Here is a 19,620-nt window from a genome sequence, read left to right on the forward strand (position 1 = left end):
GGGGCTTCGCCCCAGACCCCACCAGGGACTCCGTCCCTGGACCCGGAACTCGCTGCGCGAGTCTCTTCGAGACTCGCTACGCGAAGATCAAGACCTAACCCCGCTACGCGAAAACCCAGACCACCCCGCTCCGCGAAAACCAAGTCCTCGCCTCTCCACTCTCGTCCCGTACCGTGACCCCATGGCCCCCCACCCGCGTGTAGCCGTCTTCCTCACCGGGATCGGCGACGTTCTCACCGCTGCCGACGCGGGCGGTCCCCACGCGCACGGTGTCACGGCCCTCACCCGGCTCACCGAAGTCACCACCGAAGCCCTCGGCGCCGTCATGACCACCTATGCCGAAGTCGTCGGACGACGCGCACGCACCCTCTCCGCGTCACGCCGGGCCCGCTTCCTCCTCGGCCGGCAGACCGAACTCCCCACCGAACACCTCACCGCCCTCACCCGCGGCGTCCCCTGGGGAACCGCGACCCACGACCCCCTCCTGGCCGACACCGCCCCACACACCGTCCACGTCCCCGTCCTCGTCCACGACCGGCCCGTCGGTCTCCTCCAGGTCTTCCTCAACGAGGCCCCGAACAACGAAGACCAAACCCCGGCCCTCCACCTCGCCGCCGCCACCGCCGCTCACCTCGTCTCCGACCACGAGGCCGCCTCCACCACCCCCACCACCCAGGACGCCACCGACGATCTCTTCCTCGCCGCCGCCGGTCATGAGCTGCGCACCCCCGCGACCGTCATCAAGGGCTACGCCGACACCCTCCGCCATCGCTGGACGCGTCTCGACGACACCGCCCGCCTCGAAGCCGTCACCGTCATCGCGCAGCGCGCCGACGCGCTCGCCTCGCTCGCCGACCGGCTGTTGTCCGGGGCGGCGCTCGGCGGCGGACCGCGCGATCGCGAACCCGCCGTCTTCGACCTCGCCGAGGCCGTCGGCACCGTCCTCGACGATCTCCCCGGCGACCTGGAGGCGCGACTTGAACGCGATCTCACTCCCGGCACCCTCGCTCACGGTGACCGGTCGAGCCTTCCCCTCGTCGTCGGCGAGCTCGCCACTAACGCATCGCGCTACTCCCCGGGCGACACTCCGATAAATGTGTCGGTGATCACCGAAAACGAGACGGCGTGTCTGCGTGTCGCCGACAGAGGGGCCGGTTTGAGCGCGGAAGAGGCCTCCATGGCCTTCGAGAGATTCTGGCAGGGCGAGCGAGGTGACGACAGACGCTATGGCGGCGTGGGCTTGGGGTTGTACCTTGTACGGCAGATCGTTGAACGTCAGCATGGATGGGTGTCCCTTCGGCCGAGACCGGGGGGCGGGACGATCATCGAAGTGCGGTTGCCGCGCGCGGCACCGTTGAAGCCGCGGTAGGGAGCGGACGCTTTTGCATAAGGCCACCGGTGAGACGACCCGCGGAGTCATGCGGGTGGCTCACCATGCCCGCAGCGCGGCGCTGGTCCGGCGGTGGCTCGCCGAGCAGCTCAACGGCCTGTCGAGCGAGCTGGTCGCCGACGCGACCATGGTCGGCACCGAACTCGTCGCCAACGCCATCCGCCACGCCACGCCCCTGCCGGGCGGTGTCGTGTCCGTCGGATGCGAGGTCACCGACACGCACATCGAGATCTCGGTGACCGACGGCGGCGCCGATACAACCCCCGAGCCCCGCAAGGCCACGATGGAGGACGTCGACGGACGCGGCCTGACCATCGTCGACGCCCTCGCGCAGCGCTGGGGCGTGCGCACGGGCATCGACGGGCAGTCGGTGTGGGCCTGGCTCGGACCGGTCCGCGCGGCCCTGACCGGCGGTCCCGGGGTGGGGTCGGCGGCCTGACGGCCGTGCCATTCTTCACGTGCGCGAATCACTGATCGGGATCTTCTGCGACGGTTGACCCTCCACGAAAGCGGGCAAAGCCCGACAATCGAGGGAAACCCGACGGAAGGGACACCATCATGGCGAAGGTCGCCGTCATCTATTACTCCTCGACCGGCACCGTCCACGAGATGGCCGGCCACGCCGTCGCCGCCGCCGAGAAGGCCGGCGCCGAGGTGCGGCTGCGGAAGGTCGCCGAGCTCGCGCCGGACGCCGCCGTCGCCTCCAACGAGGCCTGGGCCGCGCACGCCGCGGCGACCACCGACGTCGAGCACGCCTCGCTCGACGACCTGGAGTGGGCCGACGTGCTCGTCTTCGGGACGCCCACCCGCTACGGGCTTCCCACGGCGCAGATCAAGCAGTTCATCGACACGAGCGGGCCGCTGTGGCAGCAGGGGAAGCTGGTCGGGAAGGTCGCGACGTCGTTCACGTCGACGGCGACGACCCACGGCGGGCAGGAGAGCACGATCCTGGCGCTGAACAACACCTTCTACCACTGGGGATGCGTCATCGTCAGTCCCGGCTACTCCGACCCGGTCATGTTCGACCCGGCCAACGGGAACCCCTACGGCGTGAGCGTCGTGGGCGGTTCGGGCGTGTCGGAGCCGCAGGTCGCGGCGATCGGCGTGCAGATGAGGCGCGCGGTGTCGGTCGCCGACGCCCTCGCGGCCGCCGCGGGCTGAGCGCGTGGTTCCCCCGCCCGGGGGAACCACCTCCCCTGCGCACGTGACGCGCCCGGCTTCGGCGAGCACGAGCCTGGGGGCATGACCAGAAACCTGCCCGTCGTCACCGCCGTCGGGGCCCTCGCCTACGGCGCCCTGCGCGCCGCGTGGGCGTGGCTCGGCGCGCCCGAGCTGCCGCCGATGGGCGGCGACCTCATCGTGTTCACCGGCTGGGCGCCGACGTCGCTGTGCCTGGCCGCCGCCGGGATCGCCATCGGGCTGCGCTTGTCGGGACGCTCGCGGGCGCTGATCGTCGCGGGTTTCGGCGTCGCGGCGGCGCTGCTCGTCGCCGACGCGCTGTTCCTGCTCGACATCGTGGGCGTGCTCACCTTCGGCGTCGACACCGGCCCCGAGGCGGCCGCCCTGGCGTCGCGGACGGGGTGCGCGGCGGTCGCGCTGCTCCTGCTGGCGTCGGTCGTGCGGTACCGGCGCGGTATGCGCGGCACCTGCCCGCGCTGTGGCCGGCGCGAGTCCTCGCCGCCGATGACGACAGTGCCGGGCTGGGCCCGCGCCGGGGCGTGGACGGCGGTCGCCGGCTGCCTCGTGCGGGTCGGGGCGCAGATCGCCGTCGGTTTCGACGGGATGCCGCTCAACGGGTCGCTGGTGGTCTTCGAAGGCGGTTTCCTGCTCGCGGGGACGCTGCTGCCGTTGGCGCTGGTGCACCGATGGGGGCGCGTGTGGCCGCGCTGGACCCTGTTCCTCGCCGGGCGTCGCGTCCCGCGCCGGCTCGTTCTCGGACCGGCGGTGGTGTTCGCGACCGGGCTCGTCGTCTACTTCGGGATCGCGCTGAGCCAGATGGCCGTCAGCACCGCGACCGGCGACTTCGACGGCGGCACGCTCCCCGCCGCGTTCTACTGGGTCGCCGTGCCCGCCTACTGGGCCTGGGGACTGGGGATGGGAGCCGCGTCGGTCGCGTACTTCCAGCTCACCCGACCCGCGTGCGCGGCCTGCGGTCGCGGGGAATCTAGGCTCGGGGCATGGTCACCATCGCATACCTCGGACCACCCGGAACCTTCAGCGAGGCGGCCGTCCGGCGTCTGAGCCCCGCGCCGGACGAGGCCGTGCCGACGCGCAGCATCCCCGAGGCGCTCGACGCCGTGCGCGACGGCGCCGTCGGGGCCGCGCTGGTGCCGCTGGAGAACTCCCTGGAGGGGTCGGTGCCGGTCACGCTCGACAACCTCCTCGGCGGGCCGGGACTGCGCGTCGTCGGGGAAGTCGCCCTGCCCGTGACCTTCGCCCTCGCCGGACGTGGGCCGCTGGAGTCGGTCCGGACCGTCGCCAGCCACCCCCACGCCCTCGCCCAGTGCAGGGGCTTCCTGCGCGCGAAGCTCCCGTCGGCGTCCACAGTGGAGGTGCTGTCGACGGCGGCCGCCGCGCAGGCCGTCCTCGACGGGACCGTCGACGCCGCCGTCTGCGCGCCCATCGCCGCCACCGCCCTGGGCATCCCACTGCTCGCCGAGAACATCGGCGACCGCCCCGACACCGCGACACGGTTCGTCCTCGTGGTCCCCGCCGACACCCCGCCGCCGGCCCCGACCGGCAACGACGTCACCTCCCTGGCCGTCTACATCGCCCACGACCGCGTCGGCGCGCTCCTGTCGGTGCTCACCGAACTCGCCGTGCGAGGCGTCAACCTGACGCGCATCGAGTCGCGCCCCACCGGCGAACGCCTCGGCAGGTACGTGTTCCTGCTCGACTGCGCCGGACACGTCGCCGACTCCCGGATGGGCGAGGCCCTCCTCGGGCTCCGCCGCGTCTGCGCCGAAGTGCGCTTCCTGGGGTCCTATCCCCGCGACACCGACGACCCACCCGTCGCCGCCCCGGCGGGGCTCACCGACGACGACCTGCACGCCGCCGAGGACTGGCTCAGGGGGCTGCGCGGCGGGGCGTGACGCGAGGCTTGCGGTGGGTTGTGGGGGTGGGTTAGCGTGCCCCACATGCGACGGTTGTGGGCGGGCGTTGCGGCCGTCGGAATCCTTGTGCTGTGGACGACCCCGGCACACGCGGACTCCGTACGCGACTCCGAGTGGATGGTCGAAGCCCTGAGACTGCCCGAAGCCCACCAGATCGCGACGGGTGAAGGCGTGACCGTGGGAATCGTCGACACCGGCGTGGACTCGACCCACCCGGACCTGACGGGGGTCGTCGTCGCGGGGAAGGACTCGTGGAGCCCGGCCGGGGACGGGCAGACCGACGCCACGGGACACGGGACCGCGATGGCGTCGCTGGTGGCGGGGCATGGGCATGGGGCCGACGGGGGGGATGGCGTGCTGGGGGTGGCGCCGGGGGCGAAGGTCATCTCCTATGGTGCTTGGCGCGAGGGCGACGAGCAGTACGACAACGCCGAGCTGGAGAAGGGAATTCGGTGGGTCCTCGACAACGGCGCCGATGTGATCTTGCTGGCTTACGGGAACGGCAACTCGACGCCAGGCGAACAGGCGCTTGTGGAAGAGGCGCTCGCCATGGGAATCCCCGTGCTGACACCTACCGGAAACACCGAGGAAGGCCAACTAGGCGTCGGCTTTCCAGGCATGTACCCGGACGTAATGTTGGTTACCTGCAGCAACCGTGAGAACAACTACTCCAAGATCGGCCTGCCTTCACCAGAGGTCGACTTCGCTGCCCCATGCGAAGATGTTGTGTCCGCCTCGAACGATCACAGCTACAACAGCATCAGCGGTCCGTCCAAGGCGGCCGCAGTAGCGGCAGGTATGTACGCCTTGATCCGATCTCGCTGGCCAGATATCTCGTTGGCAGACATGCACCGCAAGATCCTGCTAACCGCAGCGGACACAGGCTCTCCTGGCCCCGACTCCGAGGGCGGCTACGGCGTCCTCAGGCCACTGGACGCACTGACAGCTGCTGTCGAACCTGCTGACCCGGCCAACCCTCCGCATCCTGTGGGGGATCCGATCTACGCGTCGGGACAGCCTGACCCCGCTACAGAAGCCGAGAAGACTTCCGGCGCACCTTGGCCTCTCATCGCAATCGGAAGCGCAATTATCCTGATCGGCGCCTTGATCTTGGTAGTAGCCATCCGTCGGAAACGGACTTGACAGCCCTGTCATGATGGCCTGGGGAGGACAGCAGAGTGACCAATGTGTACATGGACCCGGCAGAGCTTCGGCGTATCGCCGAGCGGCTACTAGGCGATCGCGAGTATGACTATCGTGTGCAGCTCAGTGAGATACACGAGGATCTTCGTGTAGGCAACGCCTCGCGGTTCGTCAACGGCGCACCGAATGAGGGCTACGTCTACGGACGAAGCGGCATTGGCGCGTACCACGACGAGTGCGTCGAAGACAACGTCATCATGTTTGAGAACATCGACCAGGGCCTGATCGCACTCGCGAACGTCTACGCGGCGATTTCGGAGGACTACACCGATACCGACGGAGAAGCCGGGCTCGAACTTGAATCCACCATGGACTACTTCACGCCAGGTGGCGCGGTTCCGCGATAGGACCTGAGAACGGGGGGGGGGAAGAGATGGCTGACGAGTTCGGCGGGTCCGTGACAGCTGGTGGCGAGGACAGGTTCGACGACCTAGATCTCGAAGGCATGGCGTACGTGATCTTCGCCGACTTTGAGCAAGTACCGAAGTGGCGCACACAGGCAAAAGGTTATCGACGCCTAGCTGTACTAGCTGAACAACTGCGTGGCGATCTTTCCGTCCATGTGAATCAGGCCATGGACAGCTGGTCTTCCAAGGGCGCGCTCGGGGTGCACGAAGAGGCTACAAAGATCGACGACTCGTTCCGGCGCGGCCTCGAATCCGCACGAGGGAACGCAGAAGCACTTGAGCGGATCGCCGATGAGGTTGAGGACGCACGAGCGGAGATCAGCCGTCTTCAGACGGAGTGGGCCGAGATGAAGGCCAAGTACCAGAAGAACCCCCATCTCTTCGACGGCTACTCCGCCGACGGAATGAGCGGCTACCAAGCGGCGAAAGCCTCCTACGACCGATCCGCGCGCGAGCGAATGCACGCGATGTCAGTCGTCGCATCGCAGGCTTGGTATACGAACATGCACAAGCCAGGCGAATACACGGGCCCGAGAGCTGGCAGGGAGCCGAAGTACCCCCTCCACCCCTCCACCGGCTCCGGCTCCGGCGGCGGCCCCGACACGACCTACCCCTTCACCTACCACCCCCCTCCGCCGTCCGGCATGACGCCCGGCACGGGCCCCACCGGTGAGGACATCGCGCCTCCCAGCGGCGCCACTCCTCCGCGCCCGCCCGCCAACGACCCCAGCCTCGAATTCCCGACGGCCCCCGTCCACTCCCCCGGTCCCGCCGTCATCTCGCCGACGGTGCCCTCTCCGACGGGTCCTGCTCCGCTGCCGTCGGGCGGGTTTCCGTCTTCGGCGCCGCCCGTGTCTCCCGGGCTCTTCAACGGGCTGCGGCAGGCTTCCAGCGGCGCCCTTCCCGGGCAGCCGGCGCGCACTTCGCCGTCCGTTCTCGGGCAGCGTGCGGGGACGGCGAGCGGCCGTCCGGCCGCGGTGGCTCGTCCGGGGGCGGCTTCGCCGGAGCGGGGTGTGATCCGCAATCCCAAGCAGGCCAATGGGTCCGGGTCCACACCTCAGCAGCGTTCGAGCCGTCGGGAGCAGGATCGCGAGGACGACGTCTTCCGCGACGGACCCGAGACCGACGAACTGTTCGAGGGCCTGTCCCTCGACTCCGTCCCCGATGTCGTGCGGCCCGAGGCCCCGCCTCCGCGGATGCGGCGGCGGGACGTCGGGCCGGTGTTGCGACAGCGTCTGCGGTAGTCGTCAGCCGACCGTGCAGGCGGTCCCGTTGAGGCTGAACGCGTTCGGCGCGGGGTTGGACCCCGTCCACGTGCCGTTGAACCCGATCTGGGTGGACTGGCCGGGCGCGATCGAGCCGTTGTAGGCGACGTTGCGGACCGTCACCGTCGCCCCCGACTGGCTGTACGTGCCGTTCCAGCCCTGACTCACGCTCTGTCCACCGGGGAATGTCCACACCAGACTCCACGACGAGATCGCCGCCGTGCCGGTGTTCGCGATCGTCACGTTGCCGGTGAAGCCGCCTTGCCAGTCGTTGGTGCGGTACGTGACGCGACAGGGGCCGGTGCCCGGGTCGGGTCCGGGACCGCCGGGCGTGCCACCGAGCGCCTCCAATGTGGACGTGTACGCGGGTTTCGGCTGGTAGTTGGCGTCGTAGATCAGCGCCGCGCCCTGGCCGGGGAACACGTCGGGGACCCACGAGTACTTGTCCGTGAAGCCCCAGATCGTGATGCCGCGGCAGCGGCTCACGCCGAGGCAGGCGTTGACGACGGCGGCGTAGTCGGCGGCCTGCCGCGCCAGTTTCGTCGCGTCGGCCGGCGTCTGCATGCGGATGTCGAGCTCGGTGATCCGCACGTCGAGGCCCAGGTCGGCGAAGCGCTGGAGGTTGGCGCGCATGTCGCCGGGGACTCCGCCGACGGTGAGGTGCGCCTGGAAACCGATGCCGTCGATCGGCACGCCCTGCGCCTTCAGATCGCGGATCATGTTGTAGTACATGGTGCTCTTGGCGTTGACGCCGTCGATGTTGTAGTCGTTGATGTACAGCTTCGCCGACGGGCTCGCCGCCCGCGCCGCGCGGAACGCCTCGGCGATGTAGGTGGTGCCGAGTTTCTGGTACCAGAAGGAGTTGCGGTAGTTCGCGTCGTCACCGATCACCTCGTTGACGACGTCTTACGAGTCCACTGTGGAGTAGTGCTGCATCACCTTGGTGATGTGGTTGCGCATGGCCGGAAGCAGGTCGGCGGCCGAGAGGTTCTGCACCCAGGACGGCGCCTGACTGTGCCAGACCAGCGTGTGGCCGTAGACGCGCTGTCCGTTGGCGGCGGCGAAGTTCACCACCGCGTCGCCGCCCGACCAGTTGAAGCTGTTCGGTGAGGGCTCGACGGTGTCCCACTTCATCGCGTTCTCCGCGGTGAGCGAGTTGAACTCCCGTGCGACCGTGGTGCGGTAGGCGGTCTCGCCGGCGAGGGGGCCGGTCGCCACGGCGGTGCCGATGACGATGTTCTTCTCCGCCGCGGCGGCGCGTAACGTGCTCGCCGCCGGCGAAGACGTTGCGGTGAGGATGAGGCCGAAGGCCGCGAGGAGCGCGACGATTCCCAGTCGCGCCAACAGACGTGCTGTGTCCTTTGTGTACACGGTGTGCTGCCTTTCCAGGTTCGAAAAGCGGTTACCGCGCAGGTTGGGCACCTTCCACGTCGAAGGTCTGCAGGTGTCCGCACATTCCGTACCGTCGCGGGCCCGGGTGGGCGTCCGCGGCGAACACGGAAGCATGTGACAGGTGCTCGGGATCGGCTCCGGCCGCCAGGGCGTCAAGGTGCTCACCGGTCCGGTGCGCCTCGGCGAGGGGTCGGTCCCGCCATAGATTCTGCCAGCCGGATGCCTTGCCGCGCACCAGTTTCGCGGCGTGGGCATGAAGTTCCGCCAAGGCTGCCGGCCCTTCGGTCTCCACCCGCGAGCGCCACCAGAGGTACCCCTCGACGGCGTGGTCGCGGCGGCGGCGCACGAACTCCTCGACGCCGGGCCCGTCCGGGATCGCCGTGACGGCGGCGTAGGCGCCGGGATCGGCGAGCAGTTCGGGCTTGTAGGTCAGCACGGCGTCGCCCGCCTCGGGCAGGCCCGCGTTGGACATGACGACGAGGATCTCCAGCCCGCCGCCGTTGACCAGCCGGTGGACGGTGCCCGGCGTGAACCACAGGATCCGTTCGCGCGTAAGGGGATGCGACGCGAAACCGTCGGCCCCGAGGGTCTCGACGCGCCCGCTTCCGGCGAGCACGACGTAGCCCTCGGCCGACGCGGTGTGCAGGTGCGGCGACCCGCCCGCGCAACCGTCCACCGTGGGCCAGTCGTAGACCGAGACGCGGGAGACGGAGGTGCCGCCGGGGAACCAGGCCATGTGATCCATTATCCCCACCCCCACTCGTGCAGGTGCGCGTCGTCGATGCCGAAGTGGTGCGCGATCTCGTGCACGACCGTCACCGCCACCTCCTCGACCACGTCCTCCTCCGTCTCGCAGATCCGCAGGATCGGGTTGCGGAAGATGCTGATCTTGTCGGGCAGCACGCCCCCGTAGTCCCACCCACGGTCGGGCAGGGCGACGCCCTCGTACAGTCCCAGCAGCTCGGGCCCGTCGGGCGGGGATTCGTCCTCGACGACTATCGCCACGTTGCGCATCATGCGCAGCAGCTGCTCGGGGATCTCGTCGAGCGCGTCGGCGACGAGCTCCTCGAAACGTTCGGCGTTCATCTCCACGGCCACGCCGACAAGTTAACTCGCGTGCGGGCGCTTCGCGCCGGTCGTTACCCTGAACGGCATGATTGATCTGCGCATCCTCCGCGAGAACCCGGACCTGCTACGTGCCAGCCAGCGCACCCGCGGGGCCTCCGAGTCCGTGGTCGACACGCTGATCAAGGCCGACGAGGACAACCGTGCGGCCCTCCACGCCTTCGAGGTCCTGCGCGCCGAGCAGAAGACCCTCGGCAAGGAGGTCGCCAAGGCCAAGGGCGACGAGAAGGCCGCCCTCCTGACCCGCACGAAGGAGCTCGCGGCCCAGGTGAAGGCCGCCGACGCCCACGTCACCGAGAGCGCCGAGGCCCTCAAGCGCGCGCAGCTCGACGTCCCCAACATCGTCGACGAGGACGCCGTCCCCGGCGGTGAGGACGACTTCGTCGTCGTCCGCGAGGTCGGCACGATCCCGCGGCTGGAAAAGACGCGCGACCACCTGGAGCTCGGCGAGCTGCTCGGCGCGATCGACATGGAGCGCGGCGCGAAGGTCTCGGGTTCGCGTTTCGCGTTCCTGCTGGGCCCGGGCGCGCTCCTGCAGCTGGGGTTGTTCAACTTCGCGCTGCAGCACGGTGTCGCGAACGGTTTCGTCCCGTCGATCACGCCGACGCTGGTGCGTCCGGAGTCGATGGAGGGCACCGGTTACCTGGGCGCGCACGCCGACGAGGTCTATCACCTGGAGCGCGACGACCTGTACCTCGTGGGCACCTCGGAGGTCGCGCTGGCGGCCTATCACGCCGACGAGATCCTCGATCTGAGCGAGCCGAAGCGTTACGCGGGCTGGTCGAGCTGTTTCCGGCGTGAGGCCGGCAGCCACGGCAAGGACACGCGGGGCATCATCCGCGTGCACCAGTTCGACAAGGTGGAGATGTTCACGTTCTGCCGGCCTGAGGAGGCCCGCGACGAGCACCGCAAGATCCTTGGGGTCGAGGAGGAGCTGCTCGGGAGGCTCGATCTCCCCTACCGGGTCATCGACACCGCGGCGGGTGATCTGGGCAGTTCGGCGGCGCGCAAGTTCGACACCGAGGCGTGGTTCCCGTCGCAGGGCCGCTATCGCGAGCTGACGTCGACGTCGAACTGCACGACCTTCCAGGCGCGGCGCCTGAACATCCGTTACCGGGACGCCGACGGCCGTTCGCAGATCGCGGCGACCCTCAACGGGACCCTCGCGACGACGCGCTGGCTGGTGGCGATCCTGGAGAACAACCAGCGTCCCGACGGCTCGGTCGTGGTGCCCGAGGCGCTGCGGCCCTTCGTCGGCCGCGATGTGCTGGAGCCGGTGAAGTAATGGGCGTGCCGGGGCTGGTGGCCGTCGACATCGACGGGACCGTGCTCCGGCATGAGCCCGGCAGCCTGCCGAGTGGGGCGGTAGTGGGCTCGCTGCGTGCCGTCCTCGACGCGGGTGTGCCCGTGGTCGTGGCGACCGCGCGGGCCGAGTGTGAGGCGCGGCGGGTCGTCGCGGCCCTGGGCCTGACCGAGGGGCTGCACGTCTACTCGCACGGCGGGCTGGTCCGTGACCTCGCCGACGGACGCGACGTGCACCGCGGCCATTTCGATCCGCGTGCGGCCGTGGAGGGTTTCCTGGCGGCCGATCCGTCGGCGACGTTCATCGTCGAGCACGACGAAGGCGGCTGGCTGACCTGCGAAAACTATGTCCGGGGTTTCCCGACGACGTGGCGCGAGCGCCTGCCGCACGCCGAGCTGTCGGCGACGCGGACGGTCATGCTCGGGGTGCGTGTCGCCTGCGACGGGACTTACGGGCCGACCGGGCGTTGCCCGCACGCGCTGGCGGCGGTCGATCGGGTGGGCCTCGATCCGAAGCGGTACCGGACGGACGTGGGCGTCGGCGGCTGGCTGGCGGTGCTCGCGGCGGAGACGACGAAGGCGAGCGGCCTGGCGCGGGTCGCGGCGGCGTACGGCGTGGAGGCGGCCGACGTGGTCGCGTTCGGTGACTCGGGCAACGACCTGCCTATGTTCGCGTGGGCGGGGCACGCCGTGGCGATGGGGCAGGCCCTCGACGACGTGAAGGCGGCCGCGGACGAGGTGGCGCCGACGGTCGAGGAGGACGGGGTCGCGGTGGTGCTGGGACGGTGGTTCGGGGGTTAGACGGTAACCCTTGTCACCCCCTCCCGTTAACCTCGTTCCATGACCCCAGCCCTCGTCGCCGTCGACCTCGACGGCACCGTCGTCCGCCACGGCGACTACAACCGCGCGGCGGGTGCCGTGACGGTCGCCGCGCTGGCCGCCGTGCGCGCGGCGGGCATCCCGGTCGTCGTCGTCACCGCACGGCCGCGGTGGGACTCCAGCGCCGCCATGACCGACCTGGGCATCGCGCCCGGCCACCATGTCTTCTCCGAGGGCGCGGTCGTCACCGGCGCCGACGGCCTGGTCGCACACCGGGTCGAGATCGACCCGGGCGCGGCGATCCGCGGCTACCGCGCGTCGACGCCGGCCGCGACCTTCAGCCTCGAAGTCTCCGACGACGGCTGGCTGACCTGCGAGAACTACGCCCAGGACGTCCCGACGAACTGGAAGGGCCGTGCCACACACGACACGCTGGCGGCCACCCCGACGACCTCCCTCACCGTCCGCGTCCCCTGCGACGGCGTCTACGCCCCCGCCGAGCTGTGCGCCCACGCCCTCGACGCGACCGAGCTCGCGGGCCTCGACCCCACCGTCTACCGCGCCCACGTCGGCCGCAGCGGCTGGGTCTCCGTCGTCGCCGCAGGCACGGACAAGGCGACCGGCCTCGCGCGCGTCGCGGCGACCCTCGGTGTCGCCCAGGCCGACGTGATCGCCTTCGGCGACTCCCTCAACGACCTCCCCATGCTCGCCTGGGCGGGCCACGGCGTCGCCATGGGCCAGGCGCCCGCCGCGGTTCGCGACGCCGCCGACGAGGTCGCCCCGCCCATCGACGCCGACGGCGTCGCCACCGTCCTGGCCCGATGGTTCCAGGCCTAGGGGCAGCCACTTTTCACCTTTGATCACCCGGAATGTGCCCAAGGCAACGCCCCGGTGATCTCGGCCGTTAACCCGCGCGTCGGTAATGTCGGATGATGAGGACCCCCAAACTCGTCGTCGTCGACCTCGACGGCACCGTCGTCGGGCACGACACCGCCCACCTGAGGCCCAGCCGGGCCGTGGTCGACGCCCTCGCCGCCGTCCGCGCCGCCGGCGTCCCGGTGGCCGTGGCGACGGGCCGCGCGCTGTGGAGCACCCTTCGCACCATCACCGATCTGGGCTTCACCGAGGGGCTGCACGTCGCCTCCCACGGCGCCATCGTCTACGACATCGCCGTGCGGCGGGCCGTTCACCAGCAGCACATCGACCCCGCCGCCGCGATCGCCGCCTACGCCGCCGCCGACCCCGAGGTCACCTTCGCGATCGAGTACGAGTCCCGGGGCTGGGTCACCACGACCGACTTCAAGCGCGACTTCGAGTCGGTGTGGCTGCACACCCTCGACCTCGACGCGCTCGGCGCGACTCGCACGCCCCGGCTCGTCGCCCGCGTCCCCAGCCTCAACCCCTACGGCGTCGGCGAGGCGCGCTGCCCCCGCGCGCAGGCCGCGACCGACGGCGCCCGCCTCGACACGACCGTCTACCACGCCGAAGTCGGCTTCAACGGCTGGACCGACGTCGGCCCGGCCGGCGCGACGAAGGCCAGCGGCCTCGACCGTGTCGCCCACGCCTACGGCGTCACCGCCGCCGAGACGGTCGTCTTCGGCGATTCCGCCAACGACCTGCCGATGTTCGCCTGGGCGGGGCATGCTGTGGCCATGGGACAGGCGGCCGACTCGATCAAGGCGGCGGCCGACGAGGTCGCCCCCTCCGTCGCCGACGACGGTGTCGCCGCGGTCCTGCGGCGGTGGTTCCCGTGACCAGGGCCGCGCTCCCCAAACTCATCGCGACCGACCTCGACGGGACGCTGCTCGGCCCCGACCACTCCAGCAGCCCCCGCACCCGCCGCGCGATGGAGGCCGTCAAGGACCACGGGATCCACCTCGTCGGCATCACCGGACGTGGCCCGCGGCTCCTCGACATCTGCCTCGACGAGATCCCCCTCGCCGACTACCTCGTCCTCGCGCAGGGCTCCCACATCTACCGGCTCGGCCCCGGCGGGCCGGAGCTGCGCCACGAGGCGCACCTGCCCGGCGAGGTCATCGTCGACGTGCTGCGCATCCTCGAAGCCGAGGTCGGGCACCTGGAACTCGTCGTCGAGAACGACGGCGCCGCCGACTCGCCGCTGCTCGCCGACCCCGTCCCCAGCGACTGGGCGTTCCCCGTGACCCTCGCCGAAGCCGAACGCAGCTTCGCCCTGTCGCGGCCCGTCCTGAAAGGCTTCGTGCGCAGCCCCGAACTGCACATCGACGTCGTCCTCGACGCCGCCCGCCGGCTCATCCCCGAAAGCTGGTGCATGCTCACCGAGGCCGGTATCGGCTACGTCGAACTCTGCCCGCCCGGTCACGACAAGGGCAGCGGCCTCGCCTTCGTCGCACAGGAGCTCGGTGTCTCCTCCGACGACGTGCTCGTCTTCGGTGACGCCCGCAACGACCTCCCGATGTTCGGCTGGGCCGGCGCCTCCGTCGCCATGGCCAACGCGCACCCCGACGTCATCGCGGCGGCGAGGGCGCGCACGCTGTCGAACCGGGAGGACGGAGTCGCGGTCTACCTGGAAGGCCTGCTGGGGTAACCGGCTACGCCACGGCCTCCCGGTCCAGCCACGACCGGATCTTCCCGCCCTGCTCGGCGAAGCGGCGGCCCAGTTCCTCGCGCGCCTCCTGCTGGCCCGTGCCCGACTGGACGCAGAAGTCCGCCTCCGACACCGTCAGCAGCTTCGCGTTGACCAACCTGATCGTCGACAATGGACCATCCACGGTGGACGGTAGTTCCTTCTCGTCGTCGAGACCGAGAACGGCCACGACGTTGCCTGAGCCGTCGACGTACTTCTCCTCGTGCGAACCGGGAACGGCCACCCCGCCGAAGGCGACGGTCAACGTCCCCCAATGCTCCAGCTGACGGGTGAACGTGATCCCGTGCTGAGCCACCGTGTTCGACAGCGACATCACCAGCTGCCCGAGCCAGTTCGCCGCCACGCCCATGGTGTCGTCGCCGCCGAAGCGCTCGCCGATGCCGTAGACCTCGACCTCGTAGCCGTTGGAGGGCTCGGCGTCGTTCCAGCGCATCGGGTCGGCGAGACCGTCGCTGGCGACGAGCAGCGCGTCGTCACGACGGGAGATGACGTGCCCCTGCCGCAGGGCCGGCCAGCGCGGGCCGCCCATGAACGACGGGTTGATCAAGTGACCGATGACGTGCGAGTCCAGGGTGCCCCAGGTGTTCCAGACACCCGAGGTGGCCTCGTGCGTGGCGGGTCCGTGCAGTTCGTAGATGTCCGGTTCTTCGCTCATCGGAGGCACGGTAGCAAGCGCCCGCACACCGCGCCCGGTGCTCGTCGAGCACCGGCCGCGCGCTCGTGACGTGCCGTCGGCGGTGCAGGCGATGTACCACCGGAAGCGGGAACCAAAGGTCCACAAGCGACCGTTGTCAGTCGAAACGCGCGTCGAGCCACACACCGAGTTCCTTGAACATCCGGGAGCGCGCCGACTCGCCGGACAGCGCCAGATCGTGCATGCCCTCAGGGATGCGCACGACCGTCACGTCCGGTCCCAGCCGGGGCGCGATCCGGGCGATGGCCTCGGCGTCGAGGACCGCGTCGGCGGTGTGCGCCTCGGGCGCCCAGCCGGGCCGCTTGTAGGAGGACGTCGACGACGCGACGAGGATCGGCACGTCGATGCGCAATCCTCTGCGCACCTTGGCCTGCGCCCGCACGACGGCCCGCAGCCAGCCCATCCGGACGGGCAGTCCGCTCACGGGTTTCCAGGTCAGGTCGAAGTCCCATTCGCCGTGGTGGTCGCGGTGCAGGCTCTTGGCGTTGGCTCCACTGAGGGGGACCGGGACGTGCGCCTTGGGCGCGAAGCGCCCGACCGGGCGGACGACCAGCGGCCCGAACACGCGGACCGGCCAGGGCGCGTTGACCTCCAGGAAGGGGCTGTTGAGGAAGATCGCATCGATGATCCCCTTACCGCGCAGGCGATCAGCCCACAGCGCGACGGCGAGGCCGCCGGTCGAGTGCGCGTTGACGAGTACTTTGCCGTGCCGGGCGCGGATCCGCCGGGCGGCCTCGTCGAGTTCGGCGAAGTAGTCGGAGATGTCGGCCATGTCGTAGGGCGTCTGGCCGGGCCGGATGCTGCGGCCGCTCTTGCGCAGGTCGAGGGCGTAGAAGGCGTAGCCGCGGGCGCGGTAGAAGTCCGCGACGTGCGGGTGGAAGAAGTAGTCCACGAAGCCGTGCACGTAGAGAACGGCGGGGCCGTCGGCGGGGTTGTCGGCACGTTCGACGAGCGTCGCGACGACGTCGCCTTCGCGGTCGCGGCCGAGCGACAAGGTCTCGTAGCGGTATTCCTCGCCGAGGTGATCTGTCTCCACCCCACATTTCTACCGGCAGCCAGGCGGTGGTGGCGGCTCATCCCGCGTGCCGCGCGGCACACTCGGCGCGCAACGGCGGATTCGGGCCAGCGCGAGGCGTGCTCCGGCGGCCAGGCCGTGGCTTTCGACGACGGCGAGGCCATAGACGCTGCACGTCGGCGTGTACCGGCAGCGAGCTTTGACGCGCGGCGAGAGCCAGCGCCGGTAGGCGCCGATTCCGGCGCGTCCGACGGCCCGGCCGACGCGGCCGTTGCCGCCGACGGTTCCGGCGACGCGCAGCGGGAACACGATCGCGGCGGCGGCACCGGTCGACGTGCAGGTGGCACCGTCGCAGCCGCCGGAGGTGTCGCAGGTGGTCGATTCACATGAGGTGGACATGGAGTCGCAGGCGTCGTCGGCACAGCCCTGGCCGCCGCCGTCGTCGGCGCAGCCTTGGCCGCTCCCGGTGCCGGCGTCACCGTCACCCGTTCCGGCGTCGCTGTCGCCCGCGTCGCCGTCGTGCTCACCGGCGTTGCCGCTGTGGTCACCGGCGGCGCCGTCACTGTCGGCGGGCCGGGTGCCCGGGCGCCACGCCAGCCACACCGCGACCATGGCGGCGATCGCGGCTAAAGGCGCGCCGACCGCGATCGCGATCGTGCGGATCCTCTTGTGTCGCTCGTCCACGTACGCACCTCTTTGCTGCGGAGTACGCGCACACTACTCACAGCGTGCGAATCGGGCTAGCCGGCGCGCAGGTGGGCGAGGACGAGCGGGTCGATCCTGCCCGGGACGAGGCGCTCCTCCAGGTTCTCGATCCCCGCCCACGACGAGAGAGCGCGGTCAAGACCATCCTCTGTGGACGGTCCACGGTGACCTCGCGCGTCGAGGAGGGAGCGGACTTCGGCGCCGAGTTCGCCGTCGAGGTCGAGGAGGGTGGCGGGGTCGGGCGTGCCGAAGAGCAGTTCGTGGATGCCGAGGAGGCGGCCGAGTTCGCCGACCGGGTCGGTGTGGTCGTCGACGCGCAGGTCGACGGCGACGTCGCTGGTGCCGCCGTAACCGAGGCCTTTGCCGACGACGTAGAGCCCGGCGCTCTGGCGTCCGCGACGGTCGCCGCCCGCTTCGTCGCCCGCGCGCAGCGCGGCCAGAAGCCTTGCGGGGAAGGGCATGTCGGCGCCGTCGAGCCAGGCGGCCGCGATCGCCTCGACCACCTCGGGGCCCGTGAGGATGTTGCCCTGGGCGGCGAATCCGTCTCCGGCCACGCCGCCGGCCCAGTCCATGCACTCGTCGCCGGTGAAGGTCGCTCCGGGGCCTTCGGTGCCGACGATGCCGAGCTGCCGTTCGGCGCGGCCCGGGTCGGCGACGGCGAGCGCGGCGATGACGTCGGCGGGCGCGACGCCGGTGGCGAGCATGGCCATGCCCTGGGGCCGGTAGGCGAGGTTGGCGAAGGCCTGGGTGGCGAGGGCACCGATGCCCGCTCGGGCTTCGGGGACGACGGCGCCGGCGGCGAGGAACTTGCTGGCCACGGCGACGCCGTGCATGGTGCCGTCATCGGAGCGGGCGACGATGGAGAAGGTCATGGGGGAAGCGTAGGGCTCGGTTCGCGCGGCGGGTACCCCACGCGACGGGCGCGTGCCGGTGGAAGCGCATGGCGAGAAGGCGGAGGACGAACACGGCGGTCCCGCACGGGCGAAAGGCCGGACGCAAGCGCCCGGCCCCGCCACATTCGCGGCCCGTCCCTCCGGGAGCCGCCCCACACGTCCCCGCGGCCCCAACCCGCGAGGGTGAACTCCGCGGCTCCGGCCGCATCACGAGCGCAGCGAGTCAGAGGTACTGCCCGTGCCCGCCCTCTTCCTCGTCCTCGTTCTTCCCCGCGGCGAGCGCGGCCTGGAGTCCGGGGATCTGTGCGGCGTTGATGGGTCCGCCCGGCAGCGCGGGCATGGTCCGTCGCATCTGTTCGAGTTGCATTCGCGCGGCCATCTGTTGCGCGACGAGCGCGGCCTGGATCCCGTGGAACAGTCCTTCGAGCCATCCGACGAGTTGGGCCTGCGCGATCCGCAGTTCGGATTCGCTGGGCACCTCTTCCTCGTCGAAGGGGAGCGAGAGTCGTTCGAGTTCGTCGCGGAGTTCGGGAGCGAGGCCGTCTTCGAGTTCGGCGATGGACTTGCGGTGGATCTCTTTGAGTCGTCGGCGGCCGGCGTCGTCGAGGGGCGCGGCGCGGACCTCTTCGAGGAGCTGTTTGATCATGCTTCCGACGCGCATGACCTTGGCGGGTTGTTCGACGAGCTTGGCGGGGTCCTCGTGGTCCTCGGCGTCGTCGTCTCCGCCGACCTCGACCGTGCCGACGGGTTGCCCGTCGGGTCCGACGACGACCACCGTGCGGGGTTTGTCGGCGTCGTCGCGGTCGGTGTCGTCTGCGTCCTCCGGGCCGCGTGCATCAATGTCGGTCATGGCTATCAGTCTCTCCCTGTCAGCGGAACCGGCCGAAATCAGGTGGGCGTTTCTCGCTGAACGCCGCCGCCCCCTCCGCGGCTTCGGCCGTGCGGCCGAACACGTCCAGTCCGTCGAACGCCAGGTGGGACAGCCCGCCTAGGTGGTCGCTGTCGGCGTTGAACGAATGTTTCAGGAAGCGTAGCGCGGTCGGGGAGAGCGCATTGATCTTCGCGGCCCACTCGATGACCGTGTCGGTGAGCCGGTCGGCGGGGACGACCTCGTTGACCAGTCCCCAGTTCAGGGCGGTGTGGGCGTCGATGAGTTCGCAGAGGAACCAGAGTTGGCGGGCGCGTTTCTCGCCGATGACGCGGGCGAGGTAGGCGGAGCCGAAGCCGGCGTCGAAGCTGCCGACGCGGGGCCCGGACTGGCCGAATCTGGCGTGTTCGGCGGCGATGGTGAGGTCGGCGAGGACGTGCAGGACGTGTCCGCCGCCGACGGCGACGCCGTTGACGGCGGCGATGACGGGTTTGGGCACGTCGCGGATGATGCGGTGGAGGCGTTCGATTTCGAAGGTGCCCCATTCGGTTTCGCCGTAGGAGCCGGTTTCGGCGCGTTCTTTGACGTCGCCGCCGGCGCAGAAGGCGCGTTCGCCGGTGCCGGTGATGACGATGACGCCGACGGCTTTGTCGGCCCAGGCGTGTTTGAAGGCGCTGATGAGTTCGTCGACGGTCCGTCCCCGGAAGGAGTTCATCCGTTCCGGTCGGTCGATGGTCACGGTGGCGGTGGCCTGGCTGACCTCGTAGCGGACGTCGGTGAAGTCGTCTGGGTGCATGGGAAGT

The 19,620-nt window shown here is 70.4% G+C and carries 22 protein-coding genes and 1 pseudogene; 13 read left to right on the plus strand and 10 right to left on the minus strand.

Annotation, left to right across the window (positions count from 1 at the left end):
* The first annotated feature begins 181 nt into the window (after positions 1-181).
* The 8 genes from HNR73_RS30110 (at position 182) to HNR73_RS30145 (ending at position 7,357) form a co-directional block, all read left to right on the plus strand.
* Positions 182-1,369 carry a sensor histidine kinase gene (locus tag HNR73_RS30110; RefSeq protein ID WP_184791070.1) on the plus strand — a complete coding sequence of 396 codons (1,188 nt, stop codon included), beginning with the start codon at positions 182-184 and terminating at the stop codon, positions 1,367-1,369.
* Between the two features lie 49 nt (positions 1,370-1,418).
* Positions 1,419-1,829, plus strand: coding sequence for an ATP-binding protein (locus HNR73_RS30115; RefSeq protein ID WP_184791071.1), 411 nt, complete (start codon positions 1,419-1,421; stop codon positions 1,827-1,829).
* 119 nt (positions 1,830-1,948) lie between these two features.
* Entirely contained in the window at positions 1,949-2,551 is a 603-nt protein-coding gene (gene wrbA, locus HNR73_RS30120) for an NAD(P)H:quinone oxidoreductase (RefSeq protein ID WP_184791072.1), read from the plus strand.
* Positions 2,552-2,632: 81 nt separating this feature from the next.
* The gene (locus HNR73_RS30125; RefSeq protein WP_184791073.1) at positions 2,633-3,631 is read left to right on the plus strand and encodes a hypothetical protein; all 999 of its coding nucleotides are present in this window, start codon (positions 2,633-2,635) and stop codon (positions 3,629-3,631) included.
* Positions 3,568-4,482, plus strand: a complete 915-nt coding sequence (gene pheA, locus HNR73_RS30130) for a prephenate dehydratase (RefSeq protein ID WP_184791074.1) — start codon at positions 3,568-3,570, stop codon at positions 4,480-4,482. Before HNR73_RS30125 ends, pheA begins: the two co-directional genes overlap by 64 nt.
* 45 nt (positions 4,483-4,527) lie before the next feature.
* Positions 4,528-5,646 (plus strand): S8 family peptidase, encoded by a 1,119-nt coding sequence (locus tag HNR73_RS30135; RefSeq protein ID WP_184791075.1) that lies wholly within the window; start codon positions 4,528-4,530, stop codon positions 5,644-5,646.
* A gap of 35 nt (positions 5,647-5,681) precedes the next feature.
* A complete protein-coding gene (locus HNR73_RS30140; protein ID WP_184791076.1) occupies positions 5,682-6,053 on the plus strand; it encodes a hypothetical protein in 372 nt (123 codons plus the stop codon).
* Positions 6,054-6,079: 26 nt separating this feature from the next.
* The gene (locus HNR73_RS30145; RefSeq protein ID WP_184791077.1) at positions 6,080-7,357 is read left to right on the plus strand and encodes a WXG100 family type VII secretion target; all 1,278 of its coding nucleotides are present in this window, start codon (positions 6,080-6,082) and stop codon (positions 7,355-7,357) included.
* A 3-nt stretch (positions 7,358-7,360) separates the two neighbouring features.
* On the opposite strand, the gene HNR73_RS40265 is transcribed toward HNR73_RS30145, so the two are convergent.
* The 4 genes and pseudogenes from HNR73_RS40265 to HNR73_RS30160 all read right to left on the minus strand — a co-directional run bounded on the left by HNR73_RS40265 (position 7,361) and on the right by HNR73_RS30160 (position 9,862).
* Positions 7,361-7,729 (minus strand): cellulose-binding domain-containing protein, encoded by a 369-nt coding sequence (locus HNR73_RS40265; protein WP_260337528.1) that lies wholly within the window; start codon positions 7,727-7,729, stop codon positions 7,361-7,363.
* A 6-nt stretch (positions 7,730-7,735) separates the two neighbouring features.
* Positions 7,736-8,884 (minus strand): annotated as a pseudogene (locus HNR73_RS30150) (glycoside hydrolase family 10 protein); the annotation flags it as partial.
* Positions 8,781-9,506, minus strand: coding sequence for a cupin domain-containing protein (locus HNR73_RS30155; protein WP_239121934.1), 726 nt, complete (start codon positions 9,504-9,506; stop codon positions 8,781-8,783). The pseudogene HNR73_RS30150 and the gene HNR73_RS30155, both read right to left, overlap by 104 nt.
* 8 nt (positions 9,507-9,514) lie before the next feature.
* Positions 9,515-9,862 carry a metallopeptidase family protein gene (locus tag HNR73_RS30160; protein ID WP_184791296.1) on the minus strand — a complete coding sequence of 116 codons (348 nt, stop codon included), beginning with the start codon at positions 9,860-9,862 and terminating at the stop codon, positions 9,515-9,517.
* Between the two features lie 61 nt (positions 9,863-9,923).
* On the opposite strand from HNR73_RS30160, the gene serS reads away from it, so the two are divergent.
* From serS to HNR73_RS30185, 5 genes are all read left to right on the plus strand, one after another.
* On the plus strand, positions 9,924-11,180 hold the full coding sequence (serS, locus tag HNR73_RS30165) for a serine--tRNA ligase (RefSeq protein ID WP_184791079.1): 1,257 nt from the start codon (positions 9,924-9,926) through the stop codon (positions 11,178-11,180).
* Positions 11,181-11,185: 5 nt separating this feature from the next.
* Complete coding sequence (locus tag HNR73_RS30170; protein WP_184791080.1) at positions 11,186-11,998, plus strand: HAD family hydrolase; 813 nt, start codon at positions 11,186-11,188, stop codon at positions 11,996-11,998.
* Positions 11,999-12,037: 39 nt separating this feature from the next.
* Complete coding sequence (locus tag HNR73_RS30175) at positions 12,038-12,853, plus strand: HAD family hydrolase (protein ID WP_184791081.1); 816 nt, start codon at positions 12,038-12,040, stop codon at positions 12,851-12,853.
* Between the two features lie 95 nt (positions 12,854-12,948).
* Positions 12,949-13,770, plus strand: a complete 822-nt coding sequence (locus tag HNR73_RS40270) for an HAD family hydrolase (RefSeq protein WP_184791082.1) — start codon at positions 12,949-12,951, stop codon at positions 13,768-13,770.
* Entirely contained in the window at positions 13,767-14,582 is an 816-nt protein-coding gene (locus HNR73_RS30185; RefSeq protein WP_184791083.1) for an HAD family hydrolase, read from the plus strand. Before HNR73_RS40270 ends, HNR73_RS30185 begins: the two co-directional genes overlap by 4 nt.
* Before the next feature lie 4 nt (positions 14,583-14,586).
* On the opposite strand, the gene HNR73_RS30190 is transcribed toward HNR73_RS30185, so the two are convergent.
* From HNR73_RS30190 to HNR73_RS30215, 6 genes are all read right to left on the minus strand, one after another.
* Entirely contained in the window at positions 14,587-15,297 is a 711-nt protein-coding gene (locus HNR73_RS30190) for a hypothetical protein (RefSeq protein WP_184791084.1), read from the minus strand.
* 136 nt (positions 15,298-15,433) lie between these two features.
* Complete coding sequence (locus tag HNR73_RS30195) at positions 15,434-16,372, minus strand: alpha/beta hydrolase (protein WP_184791085.1); 939 nt, start codon at positions 16,370-16,372, stop codon at positions 15,434-15,436.
* A gap of 9 nt (positions 16,373-16,381) precedes the next feature.
* Positions 16,382-17,035 carry a membrane protein insertion efficiency factor YidD gene (gene yidD, locus HNR73_RS40980; protein ID WP_239121935.1) on the minus strand — a complete coding sequence of 218 codons (654 nt, stop codon included), beginning with the start codon at positions 17,033-17,035 and terminating at the stop codon, positions 16,382-16,384.
* Between the two features lie 56 nt (positions 17,036-17,091).
* Positions 17,092-17,928: a DUF1028 domain-containing protein gene (locus HNR73_RS30205; RefSeq protein WP_184791086.1), complete on the minus strand. Its 837-nt coding sequence runs from the start codon at positions 17,926-17,928 to the stop codon at positions 17,092-17,094.
* Between the two features lie 244 nt (positions 17,929-18,172).
* Positions 18,173-18,799, minus strand: coding sequence for a bacterial proteasome activator family protein (locus tag HNR73_RS30210; RefSeq protein ID WP_184791087.1), 627 nt, complete (start codon positions 18,797-18,799; stop codon positions 18,173-18,175).
* 19 nt (positions 18,800-18,818) lie between these two features.
* On the minus strand, positions 18,819-19,613 hold the full coding sequence (locus HNR73_RS30215; protein ID WP_184791088.1) for an enoyl-CoA hydratase-related protein: 795 nt from the start codon (positions 19,611-19,613) through the stop codon (positions 18,819-18,821).
* Between the last annotated feature and the right edge of the window lie 7 nt (positions 19,614-19,620).

It is taken from the genome of Phytomonospora endophytica (assembly GCF_014202425.1).
In the GTDB taxonomy this organism is placed as follows: Bacteria; Actinomycetota; Actinomycetes; order Mycobacteriales; family Micromonosporaceae; genus Phytomonospora; species Phytomonospora endophytica.

What these genes read in the sequence shown, in the direction of transcription:
- HNR73_RS30110 (WP_184791070.1), top strand. Translation starts at nt 182, where the DNA reads ATGGCCCCCCACCCGCGTGTAGCCGTCTTCCTCACCGGGATCGGCGAC.
- HNR73_RS30115 (WP_184791071.1), top strand. Translation starts at nt 1,419, where the DNA reads ATGCGGGTGGCTCACCATGCCCGCAGCGCGGCGCTGGTCCGGCGGTGG.
- wrbA (WP_184791072.1), top strand. Translation starts at nt 1,949, where the DNA reads ATGGCGAAGGTCGCCGTCATCTATTACTCCTCGACCGGCACCGTCCAC.
- HNR73_RS30125 (WP_184791073.1), top strand. Translation starts at nt 2,633, where the DNA reads ATGACCAGAAACCTGCCCGTCGTCACCGCCGTCGGGGCCCTCGCCTAC.
- pheA (WP_184791074.1), top strand. Translation starts at nt 3,568, where the DNA reads ATGGTCACCATCGCATACCTCGGACCACCCGGAACCTTCAGCGAGGCG.
- HNR73_RS30135 (WP_184791075.1), top strand. Translation starts at nt 4,528, where the DNA reads ATGCGACGGTTGTGGGCGGGCGTTGCGGCCGTCGGAATCCTTGTGCTG.
- HNR73_RS30145 (WP_184791077.1), top strand. Translation starts at nt 6,080, where the DNA reads ATGGCTGACGAGTTCGGCGGGTCCGTGACAGCTGGTGGCGAGGACAGG.
- HNR73_RS30155 (WP_239121934.1), bottom strand. Translation starts at nt 9,506, where the DNA reads ATGGCCTGGTTCCCCGGCGGCACCTCCGTCTCCCGCGTCTCGGTCTAC.
- serS (WP_184791079.1), top strand. Translation starts at nt 9,924, where the DNA reads ATGATTGATCTGCGCATCCTCCGCGAGAACCCGGACCTGCTACGTGCC.
- HNR73_RS30175 (WP_184791081.1), top strand. Translation starts at nt 12,038, where the DNA reads ATGACCCCAGCCCTCGTCGCCGTCGACCTCGACGGCACCGTCGTCCGC.
- HNR73_RS40270 (WP_184791082.1), top strand. Translation starts at nt 12,949, where the DNA reads ATGAGGACCCCCAAACTCGTCGTCGTCGACCTCGACGGCACCGTCGTC.
- HNR73_RS30190 (WP_184791084.1), bottom strand. Translation starts at nt 15,297, where the DNA reads ATGAGCGAAGAACCGGACATCTACGAACTGCACGGACCCGCCACGCAC.
- HNR73_RS30205 (WP_184791086.1), bottom strand. Translation starts at nt 17,928, where the DNA reads ATGACCTTCTCCATCGTCGCCCGCTCCGATGACGGCACCATGCACGGC.
- HNR73_RS30210 (WP_184791087.1), bottom strand. Translation starts at nt 18,799, where the DNA reads ATGACCGACATTGATGCACGCGGCCCGGAGGACGCAGACGACACCGAC.
- HNR73_RS30215 (WP_184791088.1), bottom strand. Translation starts at nt 19,613, where the DNA reads ATGCACCCAGACGACTTCACCGACGTCCGCTACGAGGTCAGCCAGGCC.